Source organism: Sphingobium sp. (assembly GCF_041987595.1).
Lineage (GTDB): Bacteria > Pseudomonadota > Alphaproteobacteria > Sphingomonadales > Sphingomonadaceae > Sphingobium.
This window is the reverse complement of the sequence record NZ_JBHIWJ010000014.1, coordinates 1-21,590: the sequence shown is the minus strand read 5'-3', so window position 1 is coordinate 21,590 and position 21,590 is coordinate 1. Positions and strand designations below refer to the sequence as shown.

The 21,590-nt window shown below is 63.9% G+C and carries 22 protein-coding genes and 1 pseudogene; 17 read left to right on the top strand and 6 right to left on the bottom strand.

The genetic code is table 11. From position 1 onward, the window contains the following. Positions 1-3 precede the first annotated feature (3 nt). Together flgK and ACFC3J_RS05775 are read left to right on the top strand one after the other, a co-directional pair. The gene (gene flgK, locus ACFC3J_RS05780) at positions 4-2,100 is read left to right on the top strand and encodes a flagellar hook-associated protein FlgK (RefSeq protein ID WP_375195252.1); all 2,097 of its coding nucleotides are present in this window, start codon (positions 4-6) and stop codon (positions 2,098-2,100) included. A gap of 13 nt (positions 2,101-2,113) precedes the next feature. Next, complete coding sequence (locus ACFC3J_RS05775) at positions 2,114-3,022, top strand: flagellin (protein WP_375195251.1); 909 nt, start codon at positions 2,114-2,116, stop codon at positions 3,020-3,022. Positions 3,023-3,525: 503 nt separating this feature from the next. On the opposite strand, the gene ACFC3J_RS05770 is transcribed toward ACFC3J_RS05775, so the two are convergent. Continuing rightward, positions 3,526-5,286: a hypothetical protein gene (locus tag ACFC3J_RS05770; RefSeq protein ID WP_375195250.1), complete on the bottom strand. Its 1,761-nt coding sequence runs from the start codon at positions 5,284-5,286 to the stop codon at positions 3,526-3,528. Then, positions 5,283-5,534 carry a hypothetical protein gene (locus ACFC3J_RS05765; protein ID WP_375195249.1) on the bottom strand — a complete coding sequence of 84 codons (252 nt, stop codon included), beginning with the start codon at positions 5,532-5,534 and terminating at the stop codon, positions 5,283-5,285. Before ACFC3J_RS05765 ends, ACFC3J_RS05770 begins: the two co-directional genes overlap by 4 nt. Positions 5,535-5,639: 105 nt before the next feature. Here ACFC3J_RS05765 and ACFC3J_RS05760 point away from each other — a divergent pair, with 105 nt between their 5' ends. Continuing rightward, complete coding sequence (locus tag ACFC3J_RS05760; protein WP_375195248.1) at positions 5,640-6,035, top strand: hypothetical protein; 396 nt, start codon at positions 5,640-5,642, stop codon at positions 6,033-6,035. Between the two features lie 94 nt (positions 6,036-6,129). Here ACFC3J_RS05760 and ACFC3J_RS05755 read toward each other — a convergent pair whose 3' ends face one another. Genes ACFC3J_RS05755 through ACFC3J_RS05740 form a run of 4 tightly spaced genes read right to left on the bottom strand, consistent with a single transcriptional unit; the run spans position 6,130 to position 8,706 of the window. Further along, a complete protein-coding gene (locus ACFC3J_RS05755) occupies positions 6,130-6,732 on the bottom strand; it encodes a MotE family protein (protein ID WP_375195247.1) in 603 nt (200 codons plus the stop codon). Next, positions 6,729-7,190 carry a hypothetical protein gene (locus tag ACFC3J_RS05750; protein WP_375195246.1) on the bottom strand — a complete coding sequence of 154 codons (462 nt, stop codon included), beginning with the start codon at positions 7,188-7,190 and terminating at the stop codon, positions 6,729-6,731. Before ACFC3J_RS05750 ends, ACFC3J_RS05755 begins: the two co-directional genes overlap by 4 nt. Further along, a complete protein-coding gene (fliM, locus tag ACFC3J_RS05745; protein WP_375195245.1) occupies positions 7,187-8,206 on the bottom strand; it encodes a flagellar motor switch protein FliM in 1,020 nt (339 codons plus the stop codon). The genes ACFC3J_RS05750 and fliM overlap by 4 nt, the downstream gene beginning before the upstream one ends. Continuing rightward, the gene (locus ACFC3J_RS05740; RefSeq protein WP_375195244.1) at positions 8,203-8,706 is read right to left on the bottom strand and encodes a flagellar basal body-associated FliL family protein; all 504 of its coding nucleotides are present in this window, start codon (positions 8,704-8,706) and stop codon (positions 8,203-8,205) included. Before ACFC3J_RS05740 ends, fliM begins: the two co-directional genes overlap by 4 nt. A 145-nt stretch (positions 8,707-8,851) precedes the next feature. On the opposite strand from ACFC3J_RS05740, the gene ACFC3J_RS05735 reads away from it, so the two are divergent. From ACFC3J_RS05735 to ACFC3J_RS05670, 14 genes and pseudogenes are all read left to right on the top strand, one after another. Beyond that, a complete protein-coding gene (locus ACFC3J_RS05735) occupies positions 8,852-9,595 on the top strand; it encodes a flagellar hook-basal body complex protein (RefSeq protein WP_375195243.1) in 744 nt (247 codons plus the stop codon). Positions 9,596-9,641: 46 nt separating this feature from the next. Continuing rightward, positions 9,642-10,427: a flagellar basal-body rod protein FlgG gene (flgG, locus tag ACFC3J_RS05730; RefSeq protein WP_192666186.1), complete on the top strand. Its 786-nt coding sequence runs from the start codon at positions 9,642-9,644 to the stop codon at positions 10,425-10,427. Further along, complete coding sequence (gene flgA, locus ACFC3J_RS05725; RefSeq protein WP_375195242.1) at positions 10,427-10,846, top strand: flagellar basal body P-ring formation chaperone FlgA; 420 nt, start codon at positions 10,427-10,429, stop codon at positions 10,844-10,846. Before flgG ends, flgA begins: the two co-directional genes overlap by 1 nt. An 8-nt stretch (positions 10,847-10,854) precedes the next feature. After that, a complete protein-coding gene (gene flgH / locus ACFC3J_RS05720) occupies positions 10,855-11,613 on the top strand; it encodes a flagellar basal body L-ring protein FlgH (protein ID WP_375195241.1) in 759 nt (252 codons plus the stop codon). Between the two features lie 267 nt (positions 11,614-11,880). After that, entirely contained in the window at positions 11,881-12,720 is an 840-nt protein-coding gene (locus tag ACFC3J_RS05715) for a flagellin (protein WP_192666189.1), read from the top strand. A gap of 304 nt (positions 12,721-13,024) precedes the next feature. Further along, positions 13,025-14,863 (top strand): methyl-accepting chemotaxis protein, encoded by a 1,839-nt coding sequence (locus ACFC3J_RS05710; RefSeq protein ID WP_375195240.1) that lies wholly within the window; start codon positions 13,025-13,027, stop codon positions 14,861-14,863. A gap of 219 nt (positions 14,864-15,082) precedes the next feature. Further along, positions 15,083-15,391: a hypothetical protein gene (locus ACFC3J_RS05705; RefSeq protein WP_375195239.1), complete on the top strand. Its 309-nt coding sequence runs from the start codon at positions 15,083-15,085 to the stop codon at positions 15,389-15,391. Beyond that, positions 15,388-15,756 carry a response regulator gene (locus ACFC3J_RS05700; RefSeq protein WP_375195238.1) on the top strand — a complete coding sequence of 123 codons (369 nt, stop codon included), beginning with the start codon at positions 15,388-15,390 and terminating at the stop codon, positions 15,754-15,756. The genes ACFC3J_RS05705 and ACFC3J_RS05700 overlap by 4 nt, the downstream gene beginning before the upstream one ends. Next, positions 15,753-17,696 carry a chemotaxis protein CheA gene (locus tag ACFC3J_RS05695; protein WP_375195237.1) on the top strand — a complete coding sequence of 648 codons (1,944 nt, stop codon included), beginning with the start codon at positions 15,753-15,755 and terminating at the stop codon, positions 17,694-17,696. Before ACFC3J_RS05700 ends, ACFC3J_RS05695 begins: the two co-directional genes overlap by 4 nt. 5 nt (positions 17,697-17,701) lie before the next feature. After that, positions 17,702-18,235: a chemotaxis protein CheW gene (locus ACFC3J_RS05690; protein WP_375195236.1), complete on the top strand. Its 534-nt coding sequence runs from the start codon at positions 17,702-17,704 to the stop codon at positions 18,233-18,235. Between the two features lie 33 nt (positions 18,236-18,268). Beyond that, positions 18,269-20,062 carry a methyl-accepting chemotaxis protein gene (locus tag ACFC3J_RS05685; RefSeq protein WP_375195235.1) on the top strand — a complete coding sequence of 598 codons (1,794 nt, stop codon included), beginning with the start codon at positions 18,269-18,271 and terminating at the stop codon, positions 20,060-20,062. After that, positions 20,059-20,529, top strand: coding sequence for a chemotaxis protein CheW (locus tag ACFC3J_RS05680; protein ID WP_375195234.1), 471 nt, complete (start codon positions 20,059-20,061; stop codon positions 20,527-20,529). Before ACFC3J_RS05685 ends, ACFC3J_RS05680 begins: the two co-directional genes overlap by 4 nt. A 60-nt stretch (positions 20,530-20,589) precedes the next feature. Continuing rightward, positions 20,590-21,450: a CheR family methyltransferase gene (locus ACFC3J_RS05675; protein ID WP_375195233.1), complete on the top strand. Its 861-nt coding sequence runs from the start codon at positions 20,590-20,592 to the stop codon at positions 21,448-21,450. Next, positions 21,447-21,590: pseudogene (locus ACFC3J_RS05670) on the top strand (chemotaxis response regulator protein-glutamate methylesterase); the annotation flags it as partial. The gene ACFC3J_RS05675 and the pseudogene ACFC3J_RS05670, both read left to right, overlap by 4 nt.

The window sequence follows — 21,590 nt, the reverse complement described above, 5'->3', positions numbered from 1 at the left end:
GCCTTGTCCCTGAACGAGATCTTGAATTCCGCCATGTCGGGTCTTTCCGCCTCGCAGGCGGGGCTGCGTTCGGTATCCAACAATATCGCCAATGTGGGAACCCCCGGCTATGCCCGCGAGCGCGTCTCGCTCAGCACCGGTGTTACGGGCGGGCGCGTGTCCGGCGTCATCGTCGGCGAGCCGTCGCGGGTGGCGGACAAATTCCTTGAGAACGCCGTCTATCAGCGCGGCGGCGCGGCGGGCCGGTCGGAGGCGGCGGCTTCCTATCTCGACCGGCTCCAGTCGCTGCTCGGCGCGCCCGATTCCAGTGCGGGCCTCGCAGCGCGTCTCAGCGCTCTCTCCTCCTCGGCGGCCGAGATCACCAGTCTTCAGGGTTCAACCCAGTCAGTCGCGCTGTTCACCGGCAACGTATCCGACACGATCAACACGCTGAACCAATTACAAAAGGATGTGTCAGGCCTGCGCGCCGATGTGGAGACTGAGGTCGGCTACACTGTCGACCGGGTCAACACGCTGCTGCAACAGATTCATGACCTGAATAGCGAAGTGGCGCGACTCGATGGACTTGGCCGAAGCTCTTCCGGCCCCGCTGACCAGCGGATGAGCGCGCTGGAGGAATTGAGCGGCCTGATAGATGTCACAGTGCGCGAACAGCCGGACGGACGCGTCACCATCGACAGCGCGTCGGGTCAGGTCCTGCTCGACAAAAGGCTGCGCCAGCTCAGCTACCCATCCGGGGCGGGCGCGTCGCAGAACAGCTATCCGCCGATCGACATCCGCTTCGCCTCCGACGATGGCGTGATGGGCGCATCCACCGGCGAACAGATCGATTCCGCTGCGATCGGCGGCAAGCTGGGCGGCCTGCTAGACATGCGCGACCGGGCGCTGCCCCATTTCTCCGAACAGCTCGGCACCCTCTTCTCCGGCCTCGCCCAGAGCCTCAACGCCGTGTCCAACGGAGGCACCACTTTGCCCCCGCCCAACAGCCTGACCGGGGAGGCCAACGGCCTGATCGGATCGGACCGGCTGGGCTTCACCGGCAAGGCGGTGTTCGCGGTCGCCGCTGCCGACGGCACGCTGGTCCAGAAAGTGACGGTCGATTTCGACGCGCTGGGCGCCGGGGCGACGGTGGATGACGCCGTCGCCGCGATCAATGCCGGTCTGTCCCCGGCCGCCACCGCCAGCTTCATCGACGGCGTGCTGTCGATCAAGGCGACCGACGCCAGCCAGGGCATCGCCATCGCGCAGGACCCGGATGCGCCGAGCGACCGGGCCGGCGTCGGCTTCTCGCAATTTTTCGGTCTCAACAATCTCATCCGGTCGGACAGCAGTTCGCTGGTCCCCTCCGGCTTCACGGCGTCCGACCCGCACGGCTTCGGCGCGGGCGAAACGACCGAAATCGCGCTCCGGGATTCGACCGGCAAGCTGCTCGCCAGCTACAGCATGACCGGCTCGGTCGGCCCGACCTTCGGCGATCTGATAACGGAGCTGAACGGCAGCCCACTCGCCGGCTATGGCAGTTTCGCCCTCGACGCCAAGGGTCGGGTCCAGTTCACGCCGAACAGCATGAGCGCTGGATCGACCATCTCCATCCCATCGGATTCGACCAACCGCAATGGCACGGGCCTCTCCTTCTCCGCGCTTTCAGGCCTCAGCGGCGCGGCAAGCGGCCTCAGCAGCGCAGAGGTGCGGAGCGACATCGCCGCAAAGGCAGGCAACCTGCCGCTTGCGCGGCTGCAACTGGACGTGCCGGTAGGGTCGAAGGCGATCGGCGCAGGCGACCTGTCGGGCGCTACCGCCTTCATCGATCAACTCGCCGCGACGTTCGACTTCGGCAAGGACGGGTCGGCCTCCATCGAAACCTTCGCCAGCCGTCTGCTTGGCGGCGCCGGGACGGAAGCCTCGCTTGCCCAGACCAATTATGCGGGCGCCGCAGCCCGTTATGACGACGCGGTAAACCGGCGCGACAGCTATGCCGGGGTCAATGTCGACGAGGAACTGGCGCAGATGGTGGTGTTGCAGAACAGCTATTCCGCCTCCGCCCGCGTCATGACCACCGCATCGGAAATGTACGACACCCTCCTCCAGATGCTCAGATAAGGAGTCCCGAGCGATGACCCGCGTAGCGACGATCCCCCTGCAACGAACCCTGTCAGGCGCGATGCAGCGGTCCCAGCAGAATCTGGCCGCCAGCCAATTGCAGCTGACCACCACCAAGAAGGCGCATGACTATGCCGGCCTGGGCATCGACGCGGTGCGCACCCTGTCCGCCCGATCGATGCTGGCGCAGCAGCAAAGCTATCAATCGGTGGCAAGCCGGGTCAGCACCACCCTGTCCCTTTACGACGCCAACATCAATCAGATCGACGACAGCCTCTCCAACCTGCGCACCGAATTGATGACGGCGCTGGGCACCGGGGACTCGCCGGGGCTTCAGGGGCTGGTCGAGGGCAGCTATGTCGATGTTCGGGGCGCGCTCAACGCGACCGAGGCGGGAATGCCGATCTTTGCCGGATCGCAGACCAACGACATGCCGATGGTGCCGGAAACGCTGGCTGACCTCGCTGCCACGCTGCCCGCCGATGTGTTCGTGAACGATCAGGTGAGGCAGTCGGGCCGCATGGGCGACGGCGTGGACGTCGAATATGGCATCACCGCCAGCGAAGTCGGCGCGAACCTGATCCCCGCCTTCCAGACGCTGGCGGCCGCCGGTCCGTTCGGCGATAGGCTGACCGACGCGCAGAAGGATGCGATCCGTCAGGCCCTGGATGAGCTTGACGTCGGCCTGACTGACGTGCGCGCGGTAAATGCGGAAAATGGCCGCAAGCAGAAGCAGGTTGAGATGCTCGAAACCCGCGCCAAGGACCGCGAAGTGCTGCTGACCGACGTGATCGGTCAGGTGGAGGATGCGGATCTTGGCCAGGTTGCGCTGGACATATCGCAGCGGCAGACGATCCTGGAAGCCTCTTACTCGGTCTTTTCCCAGCTCTCCAGCCTGTCGTTGACGCGGTTTTTGGATTGAGTCCCGGCGCGGCGGCTGGCCACCCCGCCAGGCGCCGTTACCGGAATATGCAGACCGGAAGCTCCCCCCTCTTCCGGTCTGCATATTCTGCCACGTTCCGTCAGGCTGCCACGCAGCCTACAGTCCCCACTGTTGCGTGGCAGCAGGCGGAACGGAGGAGGCGATCCCTTTCTTGGGATCGCCTCCTCATTTTTTGGGGAAGGATCAGGTGATTTGGGTGGTTTTCTGCCGTTCAATCACCCCTCCCGCAAGGGAGAGGGCCGCGCAGATTTGGCAGCTTGCCGCCCAGGCGAAGTTGGCTGAAGGGGTTGCGCTGCCAGGGGTCGCGCGGACCTCTGTCCTCCAGCAGCCTCTGCGCGTCAGCCTTGTCTCGTTGAAATTTAACGCAACAGACTGAGTCAAACCCGGAAATGACGCTTTCCAGGCCTCCACCGGATCACTTATGTCACCCGGCTCCAACAAACAGAAACGGGAAAAGGGCGCGCCCACCGGACACCCCTTCGTCACCCCCTTGTCTTGGCCGACCCCTGATCCAGCAAGGCGGCGAAATCCCCAGCCGGGCTGGAAGCGGGCATCGCGGCCATGGCGCGGGCCAGCCTGTCAGGGTCGGCCGTACCCGGCGAAGCAGTCAGCATATCGAACACCGGCGCGGTCTTGAGTCCGTGAAACCGCTCCGCATAACGACCGCGCAAAGCCGCCAGCGCATCCTCGCGTCCCAGCATGGCGAGCGCAATGGCATGGCGCAACACCATCGCCTGATCGACTTCGCTGAGCGCGCCGCTCACGGCCCTGCTCACGGGCAGGCCACCCGCAGTCTCCGCCGCCAGCTGCTTCCAGTCGCGTTGCTTCCAAAGGATCTCCGCCCGCAGCGTCGACGCTCCGGGCACGTCCTGCAACACGGCGAGCGCTTCGGGAACCCGACCGGTCAGGGACAGGGCCGCCGCCTCCACCCGCTTGCGGGCAAAGATCATCGCATCAGGATAGCTCGCATCAAGTGAACGCTTCAGCAGATCAAGCGCCCGATCCGGCCGCCCGGCAAGGATATGCAATCCCGCCACACGGGCCGAAAGCGGTCCACGCGCCAGATCCCCGGCCCGGTTGAACAGCTGATATTCCAGCAGATCCGCTGCGCGGCCGTATATGCCCGCCGATTGCAGGCGTTCGGCAAGACGGCTGACCAGCAGATCGCCTTCCGCACCGCTGGGAGAAAGATCGCGATAGTCCCAATATAGCCCGGCCGCTTGTTCCAGCGGCAGCTTGCGCGCCGGGTCGAGCGCCTCGGCCAGCTTCGCCTGAAGCGCGGGGAGGAAATCCTCCCCCTGTTTCGCGCTGTCGAAAAAGCGGAACAGCGTCGCCCCCGCCGACAATGCGCCGCGCAGATCGTTCTGCCGAGCGCTTAAACGGTAGGAGAGTTGAAGGGCGCGTTCCTCGATCGCGTCGCCACGCCAGACATAGCGAAAGGCGGTGAGGCGTTTCAGCGCGGCATCCCCGTCAAGCGAACCATTGGCGACCTCTGCCTCGATCTCGCTCAGCCGCGCGTCCATGCGCAGCGCCATCGGGCCGGATCGCTCGACGCGGGCAAAGCGGAGCCGCGCCTGATCGGGATGACCGAGCGCCAGTTCGGCGCGGCCGCGATAAAGATTGGCGGCAGGATCGCGATCAGGCACGCCGTTCAAATAGCGCAGGGCCTCGGCAGGTTTGCCGCCCTCGACCGCGGCGCGTGCAGCCGCCAATGCAAAGGCCTTGCGCCGGGGACCGGCAAAGGCGGGGGCCGCGCAGCGCATCTGTTGCAAGGCCTGTTCGGCGAAACCGCTGAGCGCCAGCGCGCGCATCCGCCAGATGCATGCTTCGGCATTATCCGCAAGGGACGAAGCGGACAGTTGCTCCGACGCCTCCTCGAAGCGTTCCAGCTGAATGAATGCCGCGCCGCGGGCCAACCGATAGGCGTCGACCATGGCAAGGTCGGGGTCGTCCTGCCGCATCACATCCAGCACGCCCAACGCTTCCGCACCGCGCTCCAGCGCGATCAGGCTACGCGCATAATCCCAGCGGGCCTGCTGTCGATCCGATGACCGCGCCGTGGCCAAAGTGCTCCAGGCCTGATCCGGCGGGATCACGCGCCAGGCAGCGGCCCCGGCGATGGCGGGCTGTTGCGCCAGCGCGGCAGCAAAGCCCGGCAAGCGAGCGACAGGCAGGCTGGGCCGCGGCGGCAGGTCCGCTCCCACGAGCAGCGCGGCTGAAGTGAGGAGAAAGAACCGCTTCATCCTTTGGGTCCCATCAGGCCGGACCAGGCAAGCAAGGCGCCGCCGATCGCGCATCCCAGCAGGAAAAGGCCCGCCAACAGGAGGAAACGGCCCTTTAGCGCCGGTCCCACGACGGGCGTCGGCGGCACGGACGAAGGCGCTTCTTCTATCCGATCGCCCCGGCGGCGGGCCGATGGCGAAGCGGGAACGGTCGCCTTCATGCCGGAGGAAAAGACCCGGACCTTGCCGGGCCGCTGATCGCTGCTCATCTGCACCTGCCTCAAGATATTTCCCTCTATTATAGAGAGAGAAGCGCGTTGAGGCGGCGGGATGACCGTTCAAATCTGGCGCGGCGCCCTGTCCGGAGAATTTGCATGCCTCGTTCCGCCCTGTTTCCGAGCGCCATCGTGGCGGCATCTCTGCTGAGCGCCACGCCGAGCCGTGCCGAAGAAGGGCAGGCCGGTTCTTTCATCACCATGGAAGAGATCAGCGTCCCGATAATCGACGCCAGCCGGATCGAGGGAGCGCTGCGCGTCTCCGTCGTGTTGCAGGCCCGCGACGCCGATGGTGCAGCGGAGCTGGCGCGGCGCATGCCCGAATTGCGGATGGCGGGACTAAGTGCGGCAATCGAATTTGCGCGCCTTCATGCCTCGCCCTTTTCGGCGGTGGATGCGGCACGGCTTTCCTCCGCGCTGACTCATGCGCTTAAGGGCATGGACAAGAGGATTGCCGAGGTGCTGATCGTGAAAGTGTCGGCGATGCCAGAATGATTGTCTTCTAGCCGGATATCCAAAAAAGGCCGCCCTCCCTGACGAAGAGCGGCCTTTTTTGCGAGCTGGAGCAGCTTTCCAACTGCTGCAAGCTCTATCGCCCCCCGGCGGGCGGGGCCCCTGTCGATAAACCGCGGCTCCGCGCGACCTGTTTCTGCTGTATCACCTTCCGTCCTGCCAGCGACATCGTTAGTTCCGCCGCCGAATTGGGACTCATCGCAGCCATCAGCAGAGCGGCAGACCGTTCCCGCATCCGGCGCGCAACCTGCGTTTGCACCTCCAGATCCAGCTTCTCAAAGATGGGTGCGGCACGCCCCGGCTTCATGGTCTGGTAAATGCGAGCCAGATCGTCATAGGGCTGGTTCGGCTCAGGCGACACGCCCGGCGCCGGATTGGACGCAGCGGGCCCGCCCTGCCGGGCACGCATTTCAGCGGCAAGCCGCGCCTCCCCAGCTTTCGCCGCCTGCTCGCGCATGTCGAGCTTGCGCTTTTCCGCTGCGAGAGCACGGTCATGCTGGGCCATGCTGTCCTGCAAGGACACGCCCAACCGCGTCACCATGCCGTCGGAACCGGACGGCGCGGCCAGCGCCAGCGCGTTTGCGATGACGCCCACACCAGCGGCACCGATCAACAGGGTCGACGGGCGGCGCGCAAAGGGCAGCAGTCCGCTGCCGCCCCCTTTTGCCAACGCCTTCATGCGTGTCCCGCGACCGGCACATCAGCCAGCGCGCTCGCGGAGGAGGATTTGCGGCGGCCAGCAGCAGTCCGCGAGCGGGTCTTGCGCGCGCCCTGACGGCGGTCGCCGCCTGCTTTTTTCGTCGCATCGACCCTCGTTGCGTCCTTTTGCATCGCGGCGGCTTCCAATATGCGTTCGGCCACGGCATTGCCGATGCCGACCATCACCGACAGTTCATCGCGCAACGCTTCGCTTGCCGCAACGGCGCGGCCCTGCGCCACGACTTCGGTTGCGAGCAGGCTCTTCATCTGGCCCAGCACCAGTTTCGCCTGATCCGCGGCATGCTCCAGCCGTGCGACGCTATCATTCAGCGCCGAGCCGCGGATTTCGCGCATATTCCGGGCCATGCGCATCGTTTGGAGGATCACAGCCGCACTCAGCAATATCATGATCATGTTGACAAGGGTTACGAACGTCATCGGGAAAATCCTTTCGAGATGTCGGTTGCCATGCGAATGGCGATATTCTGGGAACGCTGGCCGATATGCGCCTGACCGAGAGGCATTCCGCCGCACTGGACCTGCAGAGCATCATCGGGACTGCGATTGAGCGCGATCGTCTGCCCCACCTTCAGGCTCGTGACTTCGCGCAAGGGCATCTGCTTTTCGCCCAGCACGACATCGACGGTAACAGCCGTGTCCATTAACTCGCTGGCCATATGCGTTTCCCACATGCGGTCGCGGCCAAGCTTTTCACCCATGAACCGTTGCAGCAGCTTGGCGCGAACCGGTTCCAGCGTGGCGTAGGGCAGCAGCACGCTGAACTTACCGCCTCGCCCTTCCATGTCGACGCGGAAAGTGGCGACGGCAGTGATGTTGCTCGGCCCAGCAATAGCGGCAAAGCGGGGGCTGGCCTCGATCCGCTCCAACTCCATCGTCACAGGCTCGACCGCCTCGAAGGAAGCGGACAGTTCCTCCAGCGCCAGTTCGATCATCTTCCAGACCAGTTGCGTCTCGATCGTGGTGAAGGCGCGGCCTTCGACCCGCATGGGCGCATTGCCTCGCCGGCCGCCCAGCAACGCGTCGACCACGGCATAGATAAGGCCGCTATCTACGGTGATGACCCCGAAATTCTCCCATTCGCGCACCTTGAACACGCCAAACATGGCGGGTAAGGCGACATGGTTCATGAACTCGCCAAAGCGGGTCGAGGTGATTTCCTCAAGGCTCACGTCGATCGCGTCGGAGGTGAGGTTGCGCATGCTGGTCGCAAAGGTCCGGACCATGCGTTCGCATACCACCTCCAGCATCGGCAGCCGTTCATAGCTGATGACGTTGGATTCGATGACGGCCTTCAGGCCGCTTTTGGGCTGTTGCGGACCCGCATCGGCGAAGCCGAACAGCGCATCGATGCCGGCCTGATCGAACGTGTCGCCATCGCCGGGCGTCATCTTCGGCGGGTCGGGAAGAACGAAATCGTCGAAATCGTCGCTCATTGCTGCACCAGATCCTGGATAAGCACATCACGCACGCTCCCCGTGCCCAGAGCCTGCGTCGCCCGCGCCATCATCTCTTCCTTGATGCGGAAGACGGCAGCGGATCCAGCCAGGTCATCGGGCCGCAGTTCGCGCAAAAAGGGTTGCAGCGCGTCAAGCACCACCGGCAGGCGATCCTTGATCCCCTCGACCTTGCCCGCATCTGCCGCAACCAGAATGAACCGCAGTTTGAGGAAACGCGCCTGCCCATCGCCGCTGCGCAAATTCACGATGACGGGTGGCACTTCAATATAGGATGAACTGTCAGTGCCGGCAGAAGCCGCTACAGGCGCAGCCTCATGCTCACCGCCCCGGTCGCGCAGTATCCACCAGGCGCCGCCCCCGGCCATAGCCATCAACAGTATCGCGCCCCCCGCCACTGCAACCAGTTTCTTGCGGTTTTTCGGCCCGTTCCTGCGCACCTCAATCGGTGTCACGTCAATGATCGCGTCACTCGCCACTTTCGTTCCCCTTGAAGCATGGACCGGAGCGCCGATTATCGTCGTCCGCGTCCGCTTTGGCGTTCATGCCTCTATTATAGGAGGGAAGCGCGGCAATTTCTGCCTAGCGGCATTTATCATCATCTTTTTCAGCAAGGTGCCCGGAATGGACGTTTCCTCCTTCGTTCTGCTGAGCCATGAGCAGGCCCTGCGCCGGCAAATGGACATTACGGCGAACAACATCGCCAACGCCAATACGGCTGGTTTCAAGCGCGAACAGGCACTGTTTCACGAATATGTAGAGGAGGTGAAACAGGCTCCGGTCGAGGACGCGCGCAAGACCAGCTTCGTGCTCGATTTCGGCGCGATCCACGACGCGCGGCAGGGATCGTTTCAGTCGACCGGCAATCCGCTGGACGTGATGATCGAGGGACCGGGTTATCTGAACGTCGAAAGCGGCGACGGATCGACCGCCTACACCCGCGCAGGCTTCGTCAAGATATTGGAAAATGGCGATCTGGCGACTTCCGGCGGCCAAAGGCTGCTTGATGAGAATGGGCGCCCGATCAACATTCCGGCCGATCAGATGCGCAACGTCACCATCGCGCAGGACGGATCGGTGATGGCCGGCGACACCGCTGTCGGGCGGCTGGCCGTCACCAGCTTTGCCGACGAAAACATGCTCGACGTGCGCGGAGACGGGATGCTGACCGGCGCCGGCGGTCGCCTGATGCCCGCCGCCCAGACGAAACTCCGCAGCGGTGGCGTCGAAGCTTCCAACGTCGAGCCGATCGTCGAGACGACTAACATGGTCGGCATCATGCGTGCCTATCAGACGAGTCAGCGCATGACGGAGGATATGGCCGACATGCGTCAGCAGGCGATCAACCGTCTCGGCCGGATCAACTGACGACCAACTTTCTCCCGCACTTTCAATCCCACGCAAAGGAGCATCCATGCGTTCGCTATCCATCGCTTCTACCGGCATGCTTGCCCAGCAAACCAATGTCGACGTCATCTCCAACAATATCGCCAATATGAACACCACCGCCTTCAAGAGGCAACGGGCGGAGTTCCAGGACCTGCTCTACCAGCAGGTGTCGCGCCCCGGTGCTGCGACCAGCGCGGATGGGACGAAAGTGCCGTCGGGCATCCAGATCGGCGCGGGCGTGCGCACGGGCGGCGTCTATCGCATCACCGAACAGGGCGCGCTCACCAATACCGGCAACCGTTACGACATGGCGATCGACGGGCCGGGCTATTTCCAGATCATGCTGCCCTCCGGCGATCTTGCCTATACCCGCGCAGGCTCCTTCCAGCTGTCCGATCAGGGCGAACTGGTGACCAGCGACGGCTATCGCGTGCAGCCCGACATCACCATCCCGCAGGGCGCACTGGATGTGGTCGTTTCCAAAACGGGCGAAGTGCAGGTCAAGATCGACGGTCAGGCCGAGTTGCAGACGGTGGGTCAGCTCGAACTGGCGACCTTCGTCAATGAAGCGGGACTGGAGGCGGTGGGTTCCAACCTGTTCCTTGAAACCGGCGCGTCGGGTCAGCCCACCGTATCGACGCCAGGTGAGCCTTCCTTCGGCACGCTGACGCAGGGGTTCGTCGAAGCCTCCAACGTCAATCCGGTGTCCGAAATCACTTCGCTCATCACTGCGCAGCGCGCCTATGAGATGAACAGCCGCGTGGTGAAGGCCGCCGACGAAATGCTCGCCACCTCGACGCAGTTGCGCTGATGATGATCGCCCTTGCCCTGCTCGCCGCAGCCGCGCCAACCGCCGATGCCCCCGTCCTCAGCCGCACGGTGGAGAAGGGCGAAATGCTGAGCGCGTCGGATTTCACCAGCGCGCCACTGCCATTCGCCCTGGCACGCAGCGCAACGGCGCCGCGCGAGGCAGCGGGGCAGGAGGCGCTCCGCCGCCTGAGCGCCGGCAATCCGGTACGTGTCAACGACATCGCCGCCCCGCGGGTAATCCGGCGGGGTGAGGCCGTGACGATCGCGCTGATATCGGGGGCGCTGCGCATCACCGCCAGCGGCCGGTCGCTTGGCGACGCGGCCAGGGGACAGCCGGTGCGCGTCCTCAATCTCAGCACCAACCGCACGCTCGACGCCGTGGCCGACCGGCCCGGACAGGTCCGCATGATCGGCCAGTGAGGGAAACCATGAAATATATCCTGCCCACCATGATCGCCGCATCCCTGCTGTCGGGCTGTGGCGCCGTCGGACGGCTCGGCCAGATAGGCAAGCCGCCGAAGATGAGCGAGGCCGAAACGCCGGTTGCCCCCCGCATCGAACCCTCGATCGGCAATCAGTCGACGTTGGGCCGCGGCGGTTCCGATAATTCAGCCGAAGGCGACTCCCGCGGCGCATCCCTGTTTCGCACAGGCGCGGGCGCCTTCTTTCGCGATCAGCGCGCATCGCGGGTGGGCGACATCGTCACCATCCGGATCAACATCGCCGATAGCGCCAGTGTCGACAACAGCACCTCCCGCACCCGGTCGGGCAGCGAAAGCGGCGGCATCGCGGCGCTGCTGGGGCTGGAGAGCAAGATCGGCAAGATCCTGCCCGGCAATCCCGATCCGGCCAGTCTGGTCGATACCAGTTCTTCTTCGAGCGCCGTTGGCGCAGGCAAGACATCGCGCAACGAGCAGATCAACATGACAATGGCGGCGTCCGTGGTCGGGGTTTTGCCCAACGGCAATCTTCTGATCCGTGGACGGCAGGAGGTTCGCGTCAATTATGAACTGCGTGAACTGGTGGTGACTGGTACTATCAGGCCGGAAGACATCTCTCGCGACAACAGCATCCGGCATAGCCAGATTGCTGATGCCCGAATCAGCTATGGCGGGCGCGGCCAGCTGACCGACGCTCAGCAGGCGCGATGGGGCCAGCAGATTTACGATGCGCTGTTTCCCTTTTAGGGGATGAAATCAGAACGCGTCCGCTCTTCGCAGGACCGTGCGGATCATCTCGACGCAGCCCGCCTCCGCCATATCTCCGGTGGAGGCGGGCTGTTTTCTTTCCCGTCTATCCAAATTGTCGCAAATAAAAATCTTCGGATTGCGTCAGGTCGTTCCAAAACATTCCTAGAATAAAGCATGACCCGCAGAACTTGGGCCATGCGCGTGGCGGCGCTCTCCCGTCACAGACCGCAGAAGTCGGTCTCAATATTCTGGAAGGAATGAAAAATGGCGTTTTCGGTTAACACCAATGCTGGTGCCATGGCGGCTCTCCAGAGCCTGAACGCGACCAACAGCAAGATGGATGTCACGCAGAGCCGCATCAACACTGGTCTGGCTGTCAGCTCGACCAAGGATGATTCGGCCAAATACACGATCGCGCAGACTCTCCGGGGCGACCTGGGCGGCCTGAACGCGGTCACCTCCTCGCTCAACAACGCGAAGAGCGTGACCGACACCGCGATCGCTGGTGCGGAGCAGGTTTCCGACATTCTGAACCAGATGAAGTCGAAGGCCTATGAAGCCGCCGACGCGGGTCTCGACACCGACAGCCGCGCGGCGATCGACAAGGACTTCACCGCTCTGAAGGAACAGATCACCACGATCATCGAATCGTCGGAATTCAACAACACCAACCTGCTCGATTCGACCTTCACCGGCACGACTTCGGTCGCCGCTCTCCAGTCGCTGAAGGTCGCCACCGGCACCGACACGCTGGACGTTGCGAACCAGGCGTTCGACACGTCGGTGGACACCGCAATCGGCACCGGCGGCATCAACACGCAGGCCACCGCTGAAACGATGGTCGGCACGCTGGACACCGTAATCACCGCCGTGAACACCAGCCTCAGCGACCTGGGCGCCGCTTCGCGCAAGATCGAGGGTCAGCTGAGCTTCACCAGCAAGCTGTCCGACGTGGTAACCACCGGCATCGGTAACCTCGTCGACGCAGACCTGGCGAAGGAATCGGCGAATCTTCAGGCCCTTCAGGTCCAGCAGCAGCTGGGCGTCCAGGCCCTGTCGATCGCCAACCAGGCGCCGCAGACGATCCTGTCGCTGTTCCGTTAAGCCATTCTGAAGTCGGCTGAAAGCGGTCGACGGCGGCTCGCATCATGCGGCCAACAGAAAACTGACGGTTCGGCCGGTCCTTCAGCCCCCCATCAGAAGGGCCGATCGTCCGGGAAAGGCCGGGATGGTTCGCCATTCCGGCCTTTTTCGTGTCCAAAGCGCGCAGCATTACAACGGCTTCCTCTTTTGGCGCGGAATGCTCCAGCAATAGCCGGCCGCTTTTTAGCGGGCCTTCGCCCCGTCGGGCCCCTTTGTCGTTCTAAAATGATTCAGGACCGATCACTCATCTGGAAATGGAATCACCATGTTGGCTTTTCTCGACAATTGGCGGCTGCCCAAAAAGCTGCTTGCCGCATTCTCCATTCTTGCCGTCTTGCTCTGCATCGTCGGCTTCAACGGCTATTACTCGACGCGGGAACTGGATTCGATCGCCCAGCGCCACGTAAACCGTGGCCTGGCAAGCATGTCGGGCCTTGCCGACATCATGAGCGGCATCAAGGAACAGCGCATCATCGTCTACAGCTACTATAACGCGGTCAATGCAAAGGAAGAAGCCAGCCTGCGCGGACGGCTGGAAAAGGGAGCGGACATGTTGTCGAAGCTGATCGACGACTATGAGCAGGTCGCGGGCGAGGACTTCCGGAGCGATGTAGACGCGCTGCGTCAGAAGGTCGCCGATCTCAACGAGACCAACGAACGCATCTTCGCCCTGCGCGGTGCAGGCAACCTGCCCGCCGCGATGGCGATGATCAAGGAAGAAGGCAAAATCCGCTCCCGCGCGGTGATCGATCAGGCCGGCAAGCTGATCGACATGTCGCGCGAACGCTCCAGAATATCGGCAAAGGCCGGGTCCGAGACGGCGAAAACCGCCATCATCCTGTCGATCCTTCTCGCCATTGCGGGTGTTGCGGGCATTGCGGCGATCTGGTTCATCATCAATCGCTCTGTCGCCCTGCCGATGTCGCGCATTGCCACTGTCACCTCCACTCTGGCGGACGGCGGCAAGGCAGACATCCCTTATCGGGAGCGTCAGGACGAAATCGGCCAGATCGCCGTCGCTCTCGACCATTTCCGCGTCGCCGGCGAAAAGCGCGCTGAAGCCGATGCCCGCATCGCAGCCGAGCAACAGGCCGTCACCGCCTCCCTGCGCGACAGCCTGGCCGCGATGACGGAAGGTGACCTCAGCCGCACCATCGACGCCGACTTCCCGCCAGCCTATGCGGAACTGAAGACCAATTTCAACGCCGCCCTTGCTTCTCTGCGCGAACTGATCGGCGCGGTGGCCGACAGCGCCGTCGCCATCCGGACCGGATCGGGCGAAATCGCCCAGGCCTCTGAGGATCTGGCCCGCCGGACCGAAAGCAACGCGGCGAGCCTGGAGGAAACGTCCGCCGCGATCACCCAGATGGACGACCGCCTGCGTGCTACCGCCGCCGCAGCCGGCCGCACCGTGCAGCGCGCCGACGGGGCAATGGTCGTGGTCGATTCCGGCCGCAGCATCGCTGACGAAGCCGTGCAGGCTATGGGCCGCGTCAGCGAAAGCGCCAAGGGCATCGACAGCGTGATCGAAGGTCTGGACAAGATCGCCTTCCAGACCCGCGTGCTTGCAATGAACGCCGCCGTGGAAGCTGGGCGCGCGGGCGATGCAGGCCGTGGCTTTGCGGTGGTCGCAGACCTCGTCTCCGCTCTCGCCATGCGATCGGAGGAAGAGGCCAAGCGCGCTCGCGAACAGTTGACCGCAACGCAAGCCGATATCGGCACCGCAGTCGAGGCAGTGCAGAAGGTGGACGGCGCGCTACAGAATATTTCGTCCGACGTTACCGAAGTTCACACGCTGTTGAGTGAAATAGCGACCGACAATCAGGCGCAGTCCTCCACCATAACCCAGATCAGCGCTGCGATCGGCACGATGGATCAGGCTACGCAGCAAAATGCCGCAATGGTAGAAGAGACTTCCGCCGCTGCGCGCAACCTCAGCAGCGAAGTGACGGCGCTGGCGGATCGCGCCTCCATGTTCAGCATCGGGAACCGGCCTGCCCTCGCCCCGGCGCGCAACACGCCGGTGAGCTTCACGCCCGCCGCGGCATCAGCGCCCAAGGCGATGAGCAAAATGACCTCCGCCGACGACTGGCTCGATTTCTAAAGCGCTGGGCAGAGGCGGGAGGGAACGGCCATCCCCTCTCCGCCCCTTCGCCGAACGGTCAGCTTGCTGGCGCTCCGCTCTTCCCCGGGAGGAGCGGAGCGTCTTTGTTTCGAGCCCCTTGGGCGCGCAGCTTTTCGCAACGAAACCGGGGCCTTTCCCCCATTTCCGGTGCCCCGCCTCTATAATGGTAAGGAAAGCCCATATCGCGGAATTGCAACGATGACCGATGCTGTCGATTTCCTGTTACATGCGCCACCATCCATAACGGTAAGAACGATCGCCGGTTTCGTCGAAACGTTGCGCAGAGCCTGTGCAGAGCATCCGGCGCTGACGCTCGACATCGGCATGGTGACGGATGCCGATCTCAGTTTCATTCAGGCCGTGCAGGCAGCCCGCGCCTATTTGCCGGGGGGTGTGAAACTAGCATGCCCGGCAGGTGGCGCAATTGCCGCCCTGCTGATCCGCGCCGGTTTCGCCCACGACCCCGCCGATCTCGATTTCTGGTTCCATGGAGAATTGCCGCAATGACCGCCTCGATCCTGACAGTGGACGATTCCCCTAGCCTGCGCATGGCGATCCGCATCGCGCTGTCGGGCGCAGGCTATGCCGTGACAGAGGCTGGCGACGGTGTGGAAGGGTTGCAAAGAGCCGACGCCGCTCAGTTCGACATGGTCGTCACTGACCTCAACATGCCCAATATGGACGGGCTGACCATGATCCGCGAACTGCGCCAGCGCCCGGCCTATTGCGGCACGCCGATCATCTTCCTGACCACCGAATCCGATGATACCATAAAAGCGCAGGCAAGGGCTGCCGGGGCCACCGGCTGGCTGGTCAAGCCATTCGTCCCCGACCAGCTGATCCGCGTGGCGCGCAAGGTTCTGGGCCGGTGAGCGGGCAGGACCCGATCGCCGCCTTTCGCGTGGAGGCAGGCGATCTGCTTGACCAGATCGAACACGGCCTGCTGGACCTTACCGGAAGGCTGGATGACCGCGCGCTGGTGGACGAGGTGTTTCGCGGCCTGCACACGCTCAAAGGCTCGGGCGCGATGTTCGGTTTCGACGCGCTGGCTACCTTCACCCACCATTGCGAGAGCGCCTTCGACCGCGTGCGTAAAGGGCTGGCTCCCGCAACGCAGGAACTGGTCGCGGTGATCCTGTCCGCCAAAGACCATATGCGCGCGCTGGTCGACGGGGCAGAGGATCGGGCAGCGGGCGACGCGATATTGGCCCGGCTCCAGGCCGCGATCCGGACCGCGGGCGCGGTGGTGGAGGCCGGCTCGGTTTCTGTCGCGGCTGTCCCTTCGGATCGGGGCAGCGCGTCGGGCTGGCGGCTTCGCTTCCGGCTGCCGCCCGATGCCATGGCGAACGGGACAAATCCGCTGATGCTGCTCGACGAGTTGCGCGAACTTGGCCCTTGCGCCGTCCGCGCGCTGACAGACCGAATTCCGTCGTTGGCCGATCTGGTTCCGACCGAAAACCACATCGGTTGGGAAGTGGAACTGCGCGGCGACGTTCCGATGAGCGCCATCGAGGATATTTTCATCTTCGTGATGGACGACATGGAACTGGACTGCCAGCCGCTTGCGGTCGAGGCCAGTCCTCCCCCTGCAGCCCGCGCCGAAACAACCACCCGTCCCGCCAGCGCTCCCAAGGGCGACGAAAGCGTCCGCGTTCCCGCCGAGCGGCTGGACGAGTTGATGGACCGGGTCGGCGAACTGGTGATCGCGCAAAGCCGTCTGTCGCAGCTCGCGCAGGGCAGCGGCCATGACATGGTGCTGCGGTCCGTATCGGAAGAGATCGAGCGGCTGGCCGGCGAATTGCGGGACACGATGATGGTCTTGCGCATGATGCCGGTGGCGTCGCTCTTCAATCGCTTTCGCCGTCTCGTTCACGACCTGTCGCGGGAAACGGGCAAGAGCATCGACCTCATTACCGAGGGCGAGACGACCGAGGTCGACAAGACCGTGATTGAGCGGCTGGCGGACCCGATGGTTCACCTGATCCGCAACGCCTGCGACCATGGCCTTGAAACGCCCGAAGGCCGCGCCGCAGCGGGCAAGCACGCCACCGGCACCGTCACCCTGTCCGCCCATCAGGCTGGCGGCGAAGTGCTCATCACCATCCGTGACGATGGGCGTGGGATCGACCGCGACCGCGTTCGCGCCAAGGCGGAAGCGCAGGGTCTGATCCAACCGGGCCAGACGCTGGCGGATCAGGACCTGCTCCAGATGATCTTCCATCCGGGCTTCTCCACCGCCGCGCAAGTAACGAACCTGTCCGGGCGCGGGGTCGGCATGGATGTGGTCAAGCGCACGATCGAAAGCCTTCGCGGCGCGATCGACATCGCCAGCACGCCCGGCAAAGGGTCGGTCATCACCCTGCGCATCCCGCTGACGCTGGCGATCATCGAGGGCCTGCTCGTGCGGGTCGGATCGGGCCGCTATGTCATACCGCTGGCAACCGTCGAGGAATGTCTCGAACTCTCGCTGGAGGAGGATATGCGGACGCGCGGGCGCAGCTTCATCACGCTGCGCGACAGTCTGGTGCCCTTCCTGCGGCTGCGCGAAATGTTCGCCACGGGAAGCAAGCCTGACGCGTTCCAGAAGATCGTCGTAATTGCGACGGGCTCGGAACGGGTCGGTCTGGTGGTCGATCAGATCATCGGCAGCCACCAGACCGTTATCAAGTCTATGTCCTCGCTGCACGACAATGTCGCGACCTTTGCCGGTGCGACCATATTGGGAGACGGCGGCATCGCCCTCATCCTCGACGTTGCGCAGCTTGTCGACCTAAGCCGCAATCAGGAGGAGCGGCTGCGCGCCGCTGGCTGACCATAATGACCGATAGCATCAAGACGCCGACGCCCTGGGACGAACAGGGTGAACTGGAAGTGCTGACCTTCGATCTTGCAGGCGAAACGTTCGCGCTGGAAGCCGTGCTGGTGCAGGAAATCGTTGACCTGCTGCCCGAAACCGCCGTGCCGGGGGCAACGCCTATGGTTGGCAGCGTCGTCAACTTCCGTGGCAAGATCATCCCCCTCGCCGACCTGCGCCTTGCCTTCGGCATGCCCGCCGCGCCAAAGGACAGGGAAGCAACCGTCGACAGCCGGATCGTGGTCATTGAACTCGACCTCGATGGCGAGGCGCTTCTGGTCGGTCTGCGTACCGACCGCGTGCATGAGGTGACGACCCTTTGCCGCCGGTCCAGCGAGGAACCGCCCATGCTCGGCATGCGCTGGCGCCGCGATTTCGTCCGGGAACTGGTGCGCCGCGAAGAAAGCGTCGTCCTGCTGCCCGACCTGCCCGCAATTTTCCGGTCGCCCGACGCGCCCGGCCGGCCGTCGGACCCGCATCTGACCCTGGTTCCCTGATCTGAACTCCACGCTTACGAAGGATTGCTCCCCATGCGTGCCACCATTAAAATGAAGTTGGGGGCGACTTTCGCCCTCGTTATCGTGATGCTGCTGGCGGTCAGTCTGATCGCCGTTTCCCGTATGTCGATCCTGAACTCCGCGATCACCGACCTCATCAACGGACCTGCCGCCCGCCTTGAAACGGCGCTGGGGGTGCGCGCTGCCTTTGGCGACCTTGCCCGCAACGAGCGCAGCATGGCGCTGACCAATGACAAGACGCTGGTCCGCACCTTCGACGAAAAGGCAACCAAGGCGCGCGCGAGCTTTGAGGAACTGGCCGCAAAGGGCGAGAATATCTCATCCGAAAAGGGCAAGGCCGGCTGGCGCGCCATTCGTGCCAGCTTCGAGGAGTTCAAGCCGCTGGACGACCGGATCCGCGAATTTGCCCGCAACGACGACAATCAGGCGTCTTCCGCGCTCTCCCTTGGCGAAGGGCGCCTCATCAACGACCGCATTTCCAAGCAAACCGAGGAGTTGGTCGAACTTGCGCAGGCCGACATGCAGCAGGTCGACCGCGACACCAACGAGCTTTACGCCAATGCCCGCATGATGGTCATTACCGTCGCCGCTCTTGCACTGCTGGTTGCCGCCGCCGGCGCTGTCTGGGTATCGATGATCGTGTCGCGCGGTCTCAGGAATATCGGCACAGTGGTCAGCGCCGTCGCGATCGGCGATCTGGAACAGGACGTCAAGGTCAGCAGCAATGACGAGATCAAGGATCTGGTCGACACGGTGAACGGCATGACCGCCAATCTGCGCGTCAGCGCCAATCTGGCCGACAAGATCGCGAGCGGCGACCTGACCGTCGATCACAGGCCGCTGTCGGACAAGGACATGCTCGGCCATGCGTTGGTCCGCATGGTCGATCGCTTGCGCGGCGTCGTGGGCGACGCAGGCGCGGCGGCGGAAAATGTCTCCGCAGGAAGCCAGGAACTGTCCGCCAACAGCGAACAGGTTTCGCAGGGCGCGACCGAACAGGCTGCTGCGGCCGAAGAAGCCTCCGCCTCGATGGAGCAGATGGCGGCCAACATCAAGCAGAATGCCGACAATGCCGCGCAGACCGAAAAGATTGCGCGCCAGTCGTCCAGGGATGCCGAAGCCAGCGGCGTCGCCGTCGACCGGGCCGTGGGCGCCATGCGCACCATCGCGGAAAAGATAGGCATCGTGCAGGAAATCGCGCGCCAGACCGACCTGCTCGCGCTAAACGCCGCTGTCGAAGCCGCCCGTGCGGGCGAACATGGCAAGGGCTTTGCCGTCGTCGCCTCCGAAGTGCGCAAGCTGGCCGAGCGCAGCCAGACCGCAGCTGCCGAGATCGGCGCAGTGTCGACCGACACGGTCCGGGCCGCCACCGAAGCAGGCGAGATGCTGACCAAACTTGTCCCCGACATCCGCCGCACCGCCGAGCTGGTATCCGAGATCAGCGCTGCCTGCCGCGAACAGGATATTGGCGCCGCCCAGATCAACGAGGCGATCCAGCAGCTCGACAAGGTGACGCAGCAGAATGCGGGCGCGTCGGAGCAGATTTCGACCACATCGGAGGAACTGGCCGCGCAGGCCGAGGAACTGCAGGCCAGCATCGCCTATTTCCGGATCGACGACCGCTCTGCCGCCGGCAAGCGCCGGCCAGCTTCCGCAGCCATCGCCCGGCACTCCCGTCCGGCAGTGGCCAAAGTAAAGCCGGGGTCGATCGCCGACCAGAAGGCGCGCGTCGCAGGCTTCGCGCTGGACCTAAACCTTGGCGGTCCCGATGCGGAAGATGCCGATTTCGGAGCGCAGGCAGCATGAGCGAGGTCGAGGAAATCCAGGCCGTGACCTTCGGCCTCGGTGTGGAAGTCTTCGCCGTGCCGGTGGGTTTCGTGAAGGAGATCCTCGACTATCGCGACACTTTCCAAATTCCCGGTGGCCCGGACTATCTGCTGGGCCTGACGGATCTGCGGGGACAGGGAGTCACGACCATCGATTTCCGGCTGCGCCTGGGTCTTGCACGCGCCGAACCGACGGCGGCCACCCGCATCCTCGTCATAGAGGTGCCGCTGGTCGACCGTCAGTTGCTGCTGGGACTGGTGGTCGACCGGGTGATCGAGGTCGGCAGCTTCCGCTCCGACCAGATCGAGGGGGCGCCGGACATCGGCGCCGCCTGGCCGTCGGACTATATCGCCGGTGTCGTGCGCCGGCACGATGGCTTTGTCGTGCTGGTCGATGTGAAGGCCATCTTCACCGACGAAAGTGAGGCCGCGCTGATCGCAGCCTGAACGATCCTTCCCCATCGCAAGATGGGGGAGGAACCGACACTCCCACGCCGGAACCTTTCCATGCCCCAAGCCGCAGCCAGCAAAGCCGCATCCAGCGACCATCTCAGCAAGCGCGATTTCACGCGGCTTGCCGGGTTTATCCATGACTATTCCGGCATCAAGATGCCCGAAGGCAAGCTCACCATGCTGGAGGGGCGGCTGCGCCGCCGGGTGCGCGCCGTCGGCCGACCGAATATCGAAAGCTACTGCGCCTATCTGTTCGACGAAGGCCATCTGGCTGGCGAAGCGCTCCACCTCATCAACGCGGTGACGACGAACAAGACCGATTTCTTCCGCGAACCAGCCCATTTCGACTTTCTGGAGCGTACCGCCCTGCCCGCTCTGGCGAGCGAAGGCGTGGCCACGATCCGCGCATGGAGTTCGGCCTGCTCCACCGGGCCGGAAGCCTATACGCTCGCCATGATGCTGGATGACTTCGCCACTCGAACCCGCGCCTTCTCCTACGGCATATTGGCCACCGACCTCGACACCGAAGTCCTCGAAACGGCGCGCCGAGGCATTTACCCAGCCGATCAGATTCACCCGGTGCCACCTGCCCTTGCCCAAAAATACGTGATGCGCCCGGTCGACCGGACGCGCCGCGACATCCGCATGGCCCCGGTTCTGCGCAGCGCGATCGGCTTTGCCCGGCTCAACCTGATGGACGTTTCCTATCCGGTCGGCAGTCCCATGCACCTCATCTTCTGCCGCAACGTCCTCATCTATTTCGACAAACCGACGCAGAAGGCCGTCGTCGCCCGCCTGGCGGAGAGGCTTGCCCCCAACGGCTATCTGTTCCTGGGCCATTCGGAATCGATCCAGGGCTTCAACCTGCCGCTCACGCAGGTTGCCAACACCATCTTTCAGCGGAGCAAGGCATGATGACCCGCAAACGCACCCGCGTCCTTGTCATCGACGACAGCGCCAGCGTTCGGCAGACCATGACCGCGATCCTCAGCGAAGATCCGGAACTGGACGTTATCGGCGCCGCATCCGACCCCTTCAGCGCGGCCCGCTATATT

Excerpts from the sequence above, each read along its gene's own strand:
- ACFC3J_RS05735 (WP_375195243.1), top strand. The coding sequence starts at position 8,852 with ATGGACGTTTCCTCCTTCGTTCTGCTGAGCCATGAGCAGGCCCTGCGC.
- ACFC3J_RS05705 (WP_375195239.1), top strand. The coding sequence starts at position 15,083 with ATGACCGATGCTGTCGATTTCCTGTTACATGCGCCACCATCCATAACG.
- ACFC3J_RS05710 (WP_375195240.1), top strand. The coding sequence starts at position 13,025 with ATGTTGGCTTTTCTCGACAATTGGCGGCTGCCCAAAAAGCTGCTTGCC.
- ACFC3J_RS05755 (WP_375195247.1), bottom strand. The coding sequence starts at position 6,732 with ATGAAGGCGTTGGCAAAAGGGGGCGGCAGCGGACTGCTGCCCTTTGCG.
- flgH (WP_375195241.1), top strand. The coding sequence starts at position 10,855 with ATGAAATATATCCTGCCCACCATGATCGCCGCATCCCTGCTGTCGGGC.
- ACFC3J_RS05685 (WP_375195235.1), top strand. The coding sequence starts at position 18,269 with ATGCGTGCCACCATTAAAATGAAGTTGGGGGCGACTTTCGCCCTCGTT.
- ACFC3J_RS05680 (WP_375195234.1), top strand. The coding sequence starts at position 20,059 with ATGAGCGAGGTCGAGGAAATCCAGGCCGTGACCTTCGGCCTCGGTGTG.
- ACFC3J_RS05760 (WP_375195248.1), top strand. The coding sequence starts at position 5,640 with ATGCCTCGTTCCGCCCTGTTTCCGAGCGCCATCGTGGCGGCATCTCTG.
- ACFC3J_RS05690 (WP_375195236.1), top strand. The coding sequence starts at position 17,702 with ATGACCGATAGCATCAAGACGCCGACGCCCTGGGACGAACAGGGTGAA.
- flgG (WP_192666186.1), top strand. The coding sequence starts at position 9,642 with ATGCGTTCGCTATCCATCGCTTCTACCGGCATGCTTGCCCAGCAAACC.
- ACFC3J_RS05675 (WP_375195233.1), top strand. The coding sequence starts at position 20,590 with ATGCCCCAAGCCGCAGCCAGCAAAGCCGCATCCAGCGACCATCTCAGC.
- flgA (WP_375195242.1), top strand. The coding sequence starts at position 10,427 with ATGATGATCGCCCTTGCCCTGCTCGCCGCAGCCGCGCCAACCGCCGAT.
- ACFC3J_RS05775 (WP_375195251.1), top strand. The coding sequence starts at position 2,114 with ATGACCCGCGTAGCGACGATCCCCCTGCAACGAACCCTGTCAGGCGCG.
- ACFC3J_RS05715 (WP_192666189.1), top strand. The coding sequence starts at position 11,881 with ATGGCGTTTTCGGTTAACACCAATGCTGGTGCCATGGCGGCTCTCCAG.
- ACFC3J_RS05765 (WP_375195249.1), bottom strand. The coding sequence starts at position 5,534 with ATGAGCAGCGATCAGCGGCCCGGCAAGGTCCGGGTCTTTTCCTCCGGC.
- ACFC3J_RS05700 (WP_375195238.1), top strand. The coding sequence starts at position 15,388 with ATGACCGCCTCGATCCTGACAGTGGACGATTCCCCTAGCCTGCGCATG.
- ACFC3J_RS05770 (WP_375195250.1), bottom strand. The coding sequence starts at position 5,286 with ATGAAGCGGTTCTTTCTCCTCACTTCAGCCGCGCTGCTCGTGGGAGCG.
- fliM (WP_375195245.1), bottom strand. The coding sequence starts at position 8,206 with ATGAGCGACGATTTCGACGATTTCGTTCTTCCCGACCCGCCGAAGATG.
- ACFC3J_RS05750 (WP_375195246.1), bottom strand. The coding sequence starts at position 7,190 with ATGACGTTCGTAACCCTTGTCAACATGATCATGATATTGCTGAGTGCG.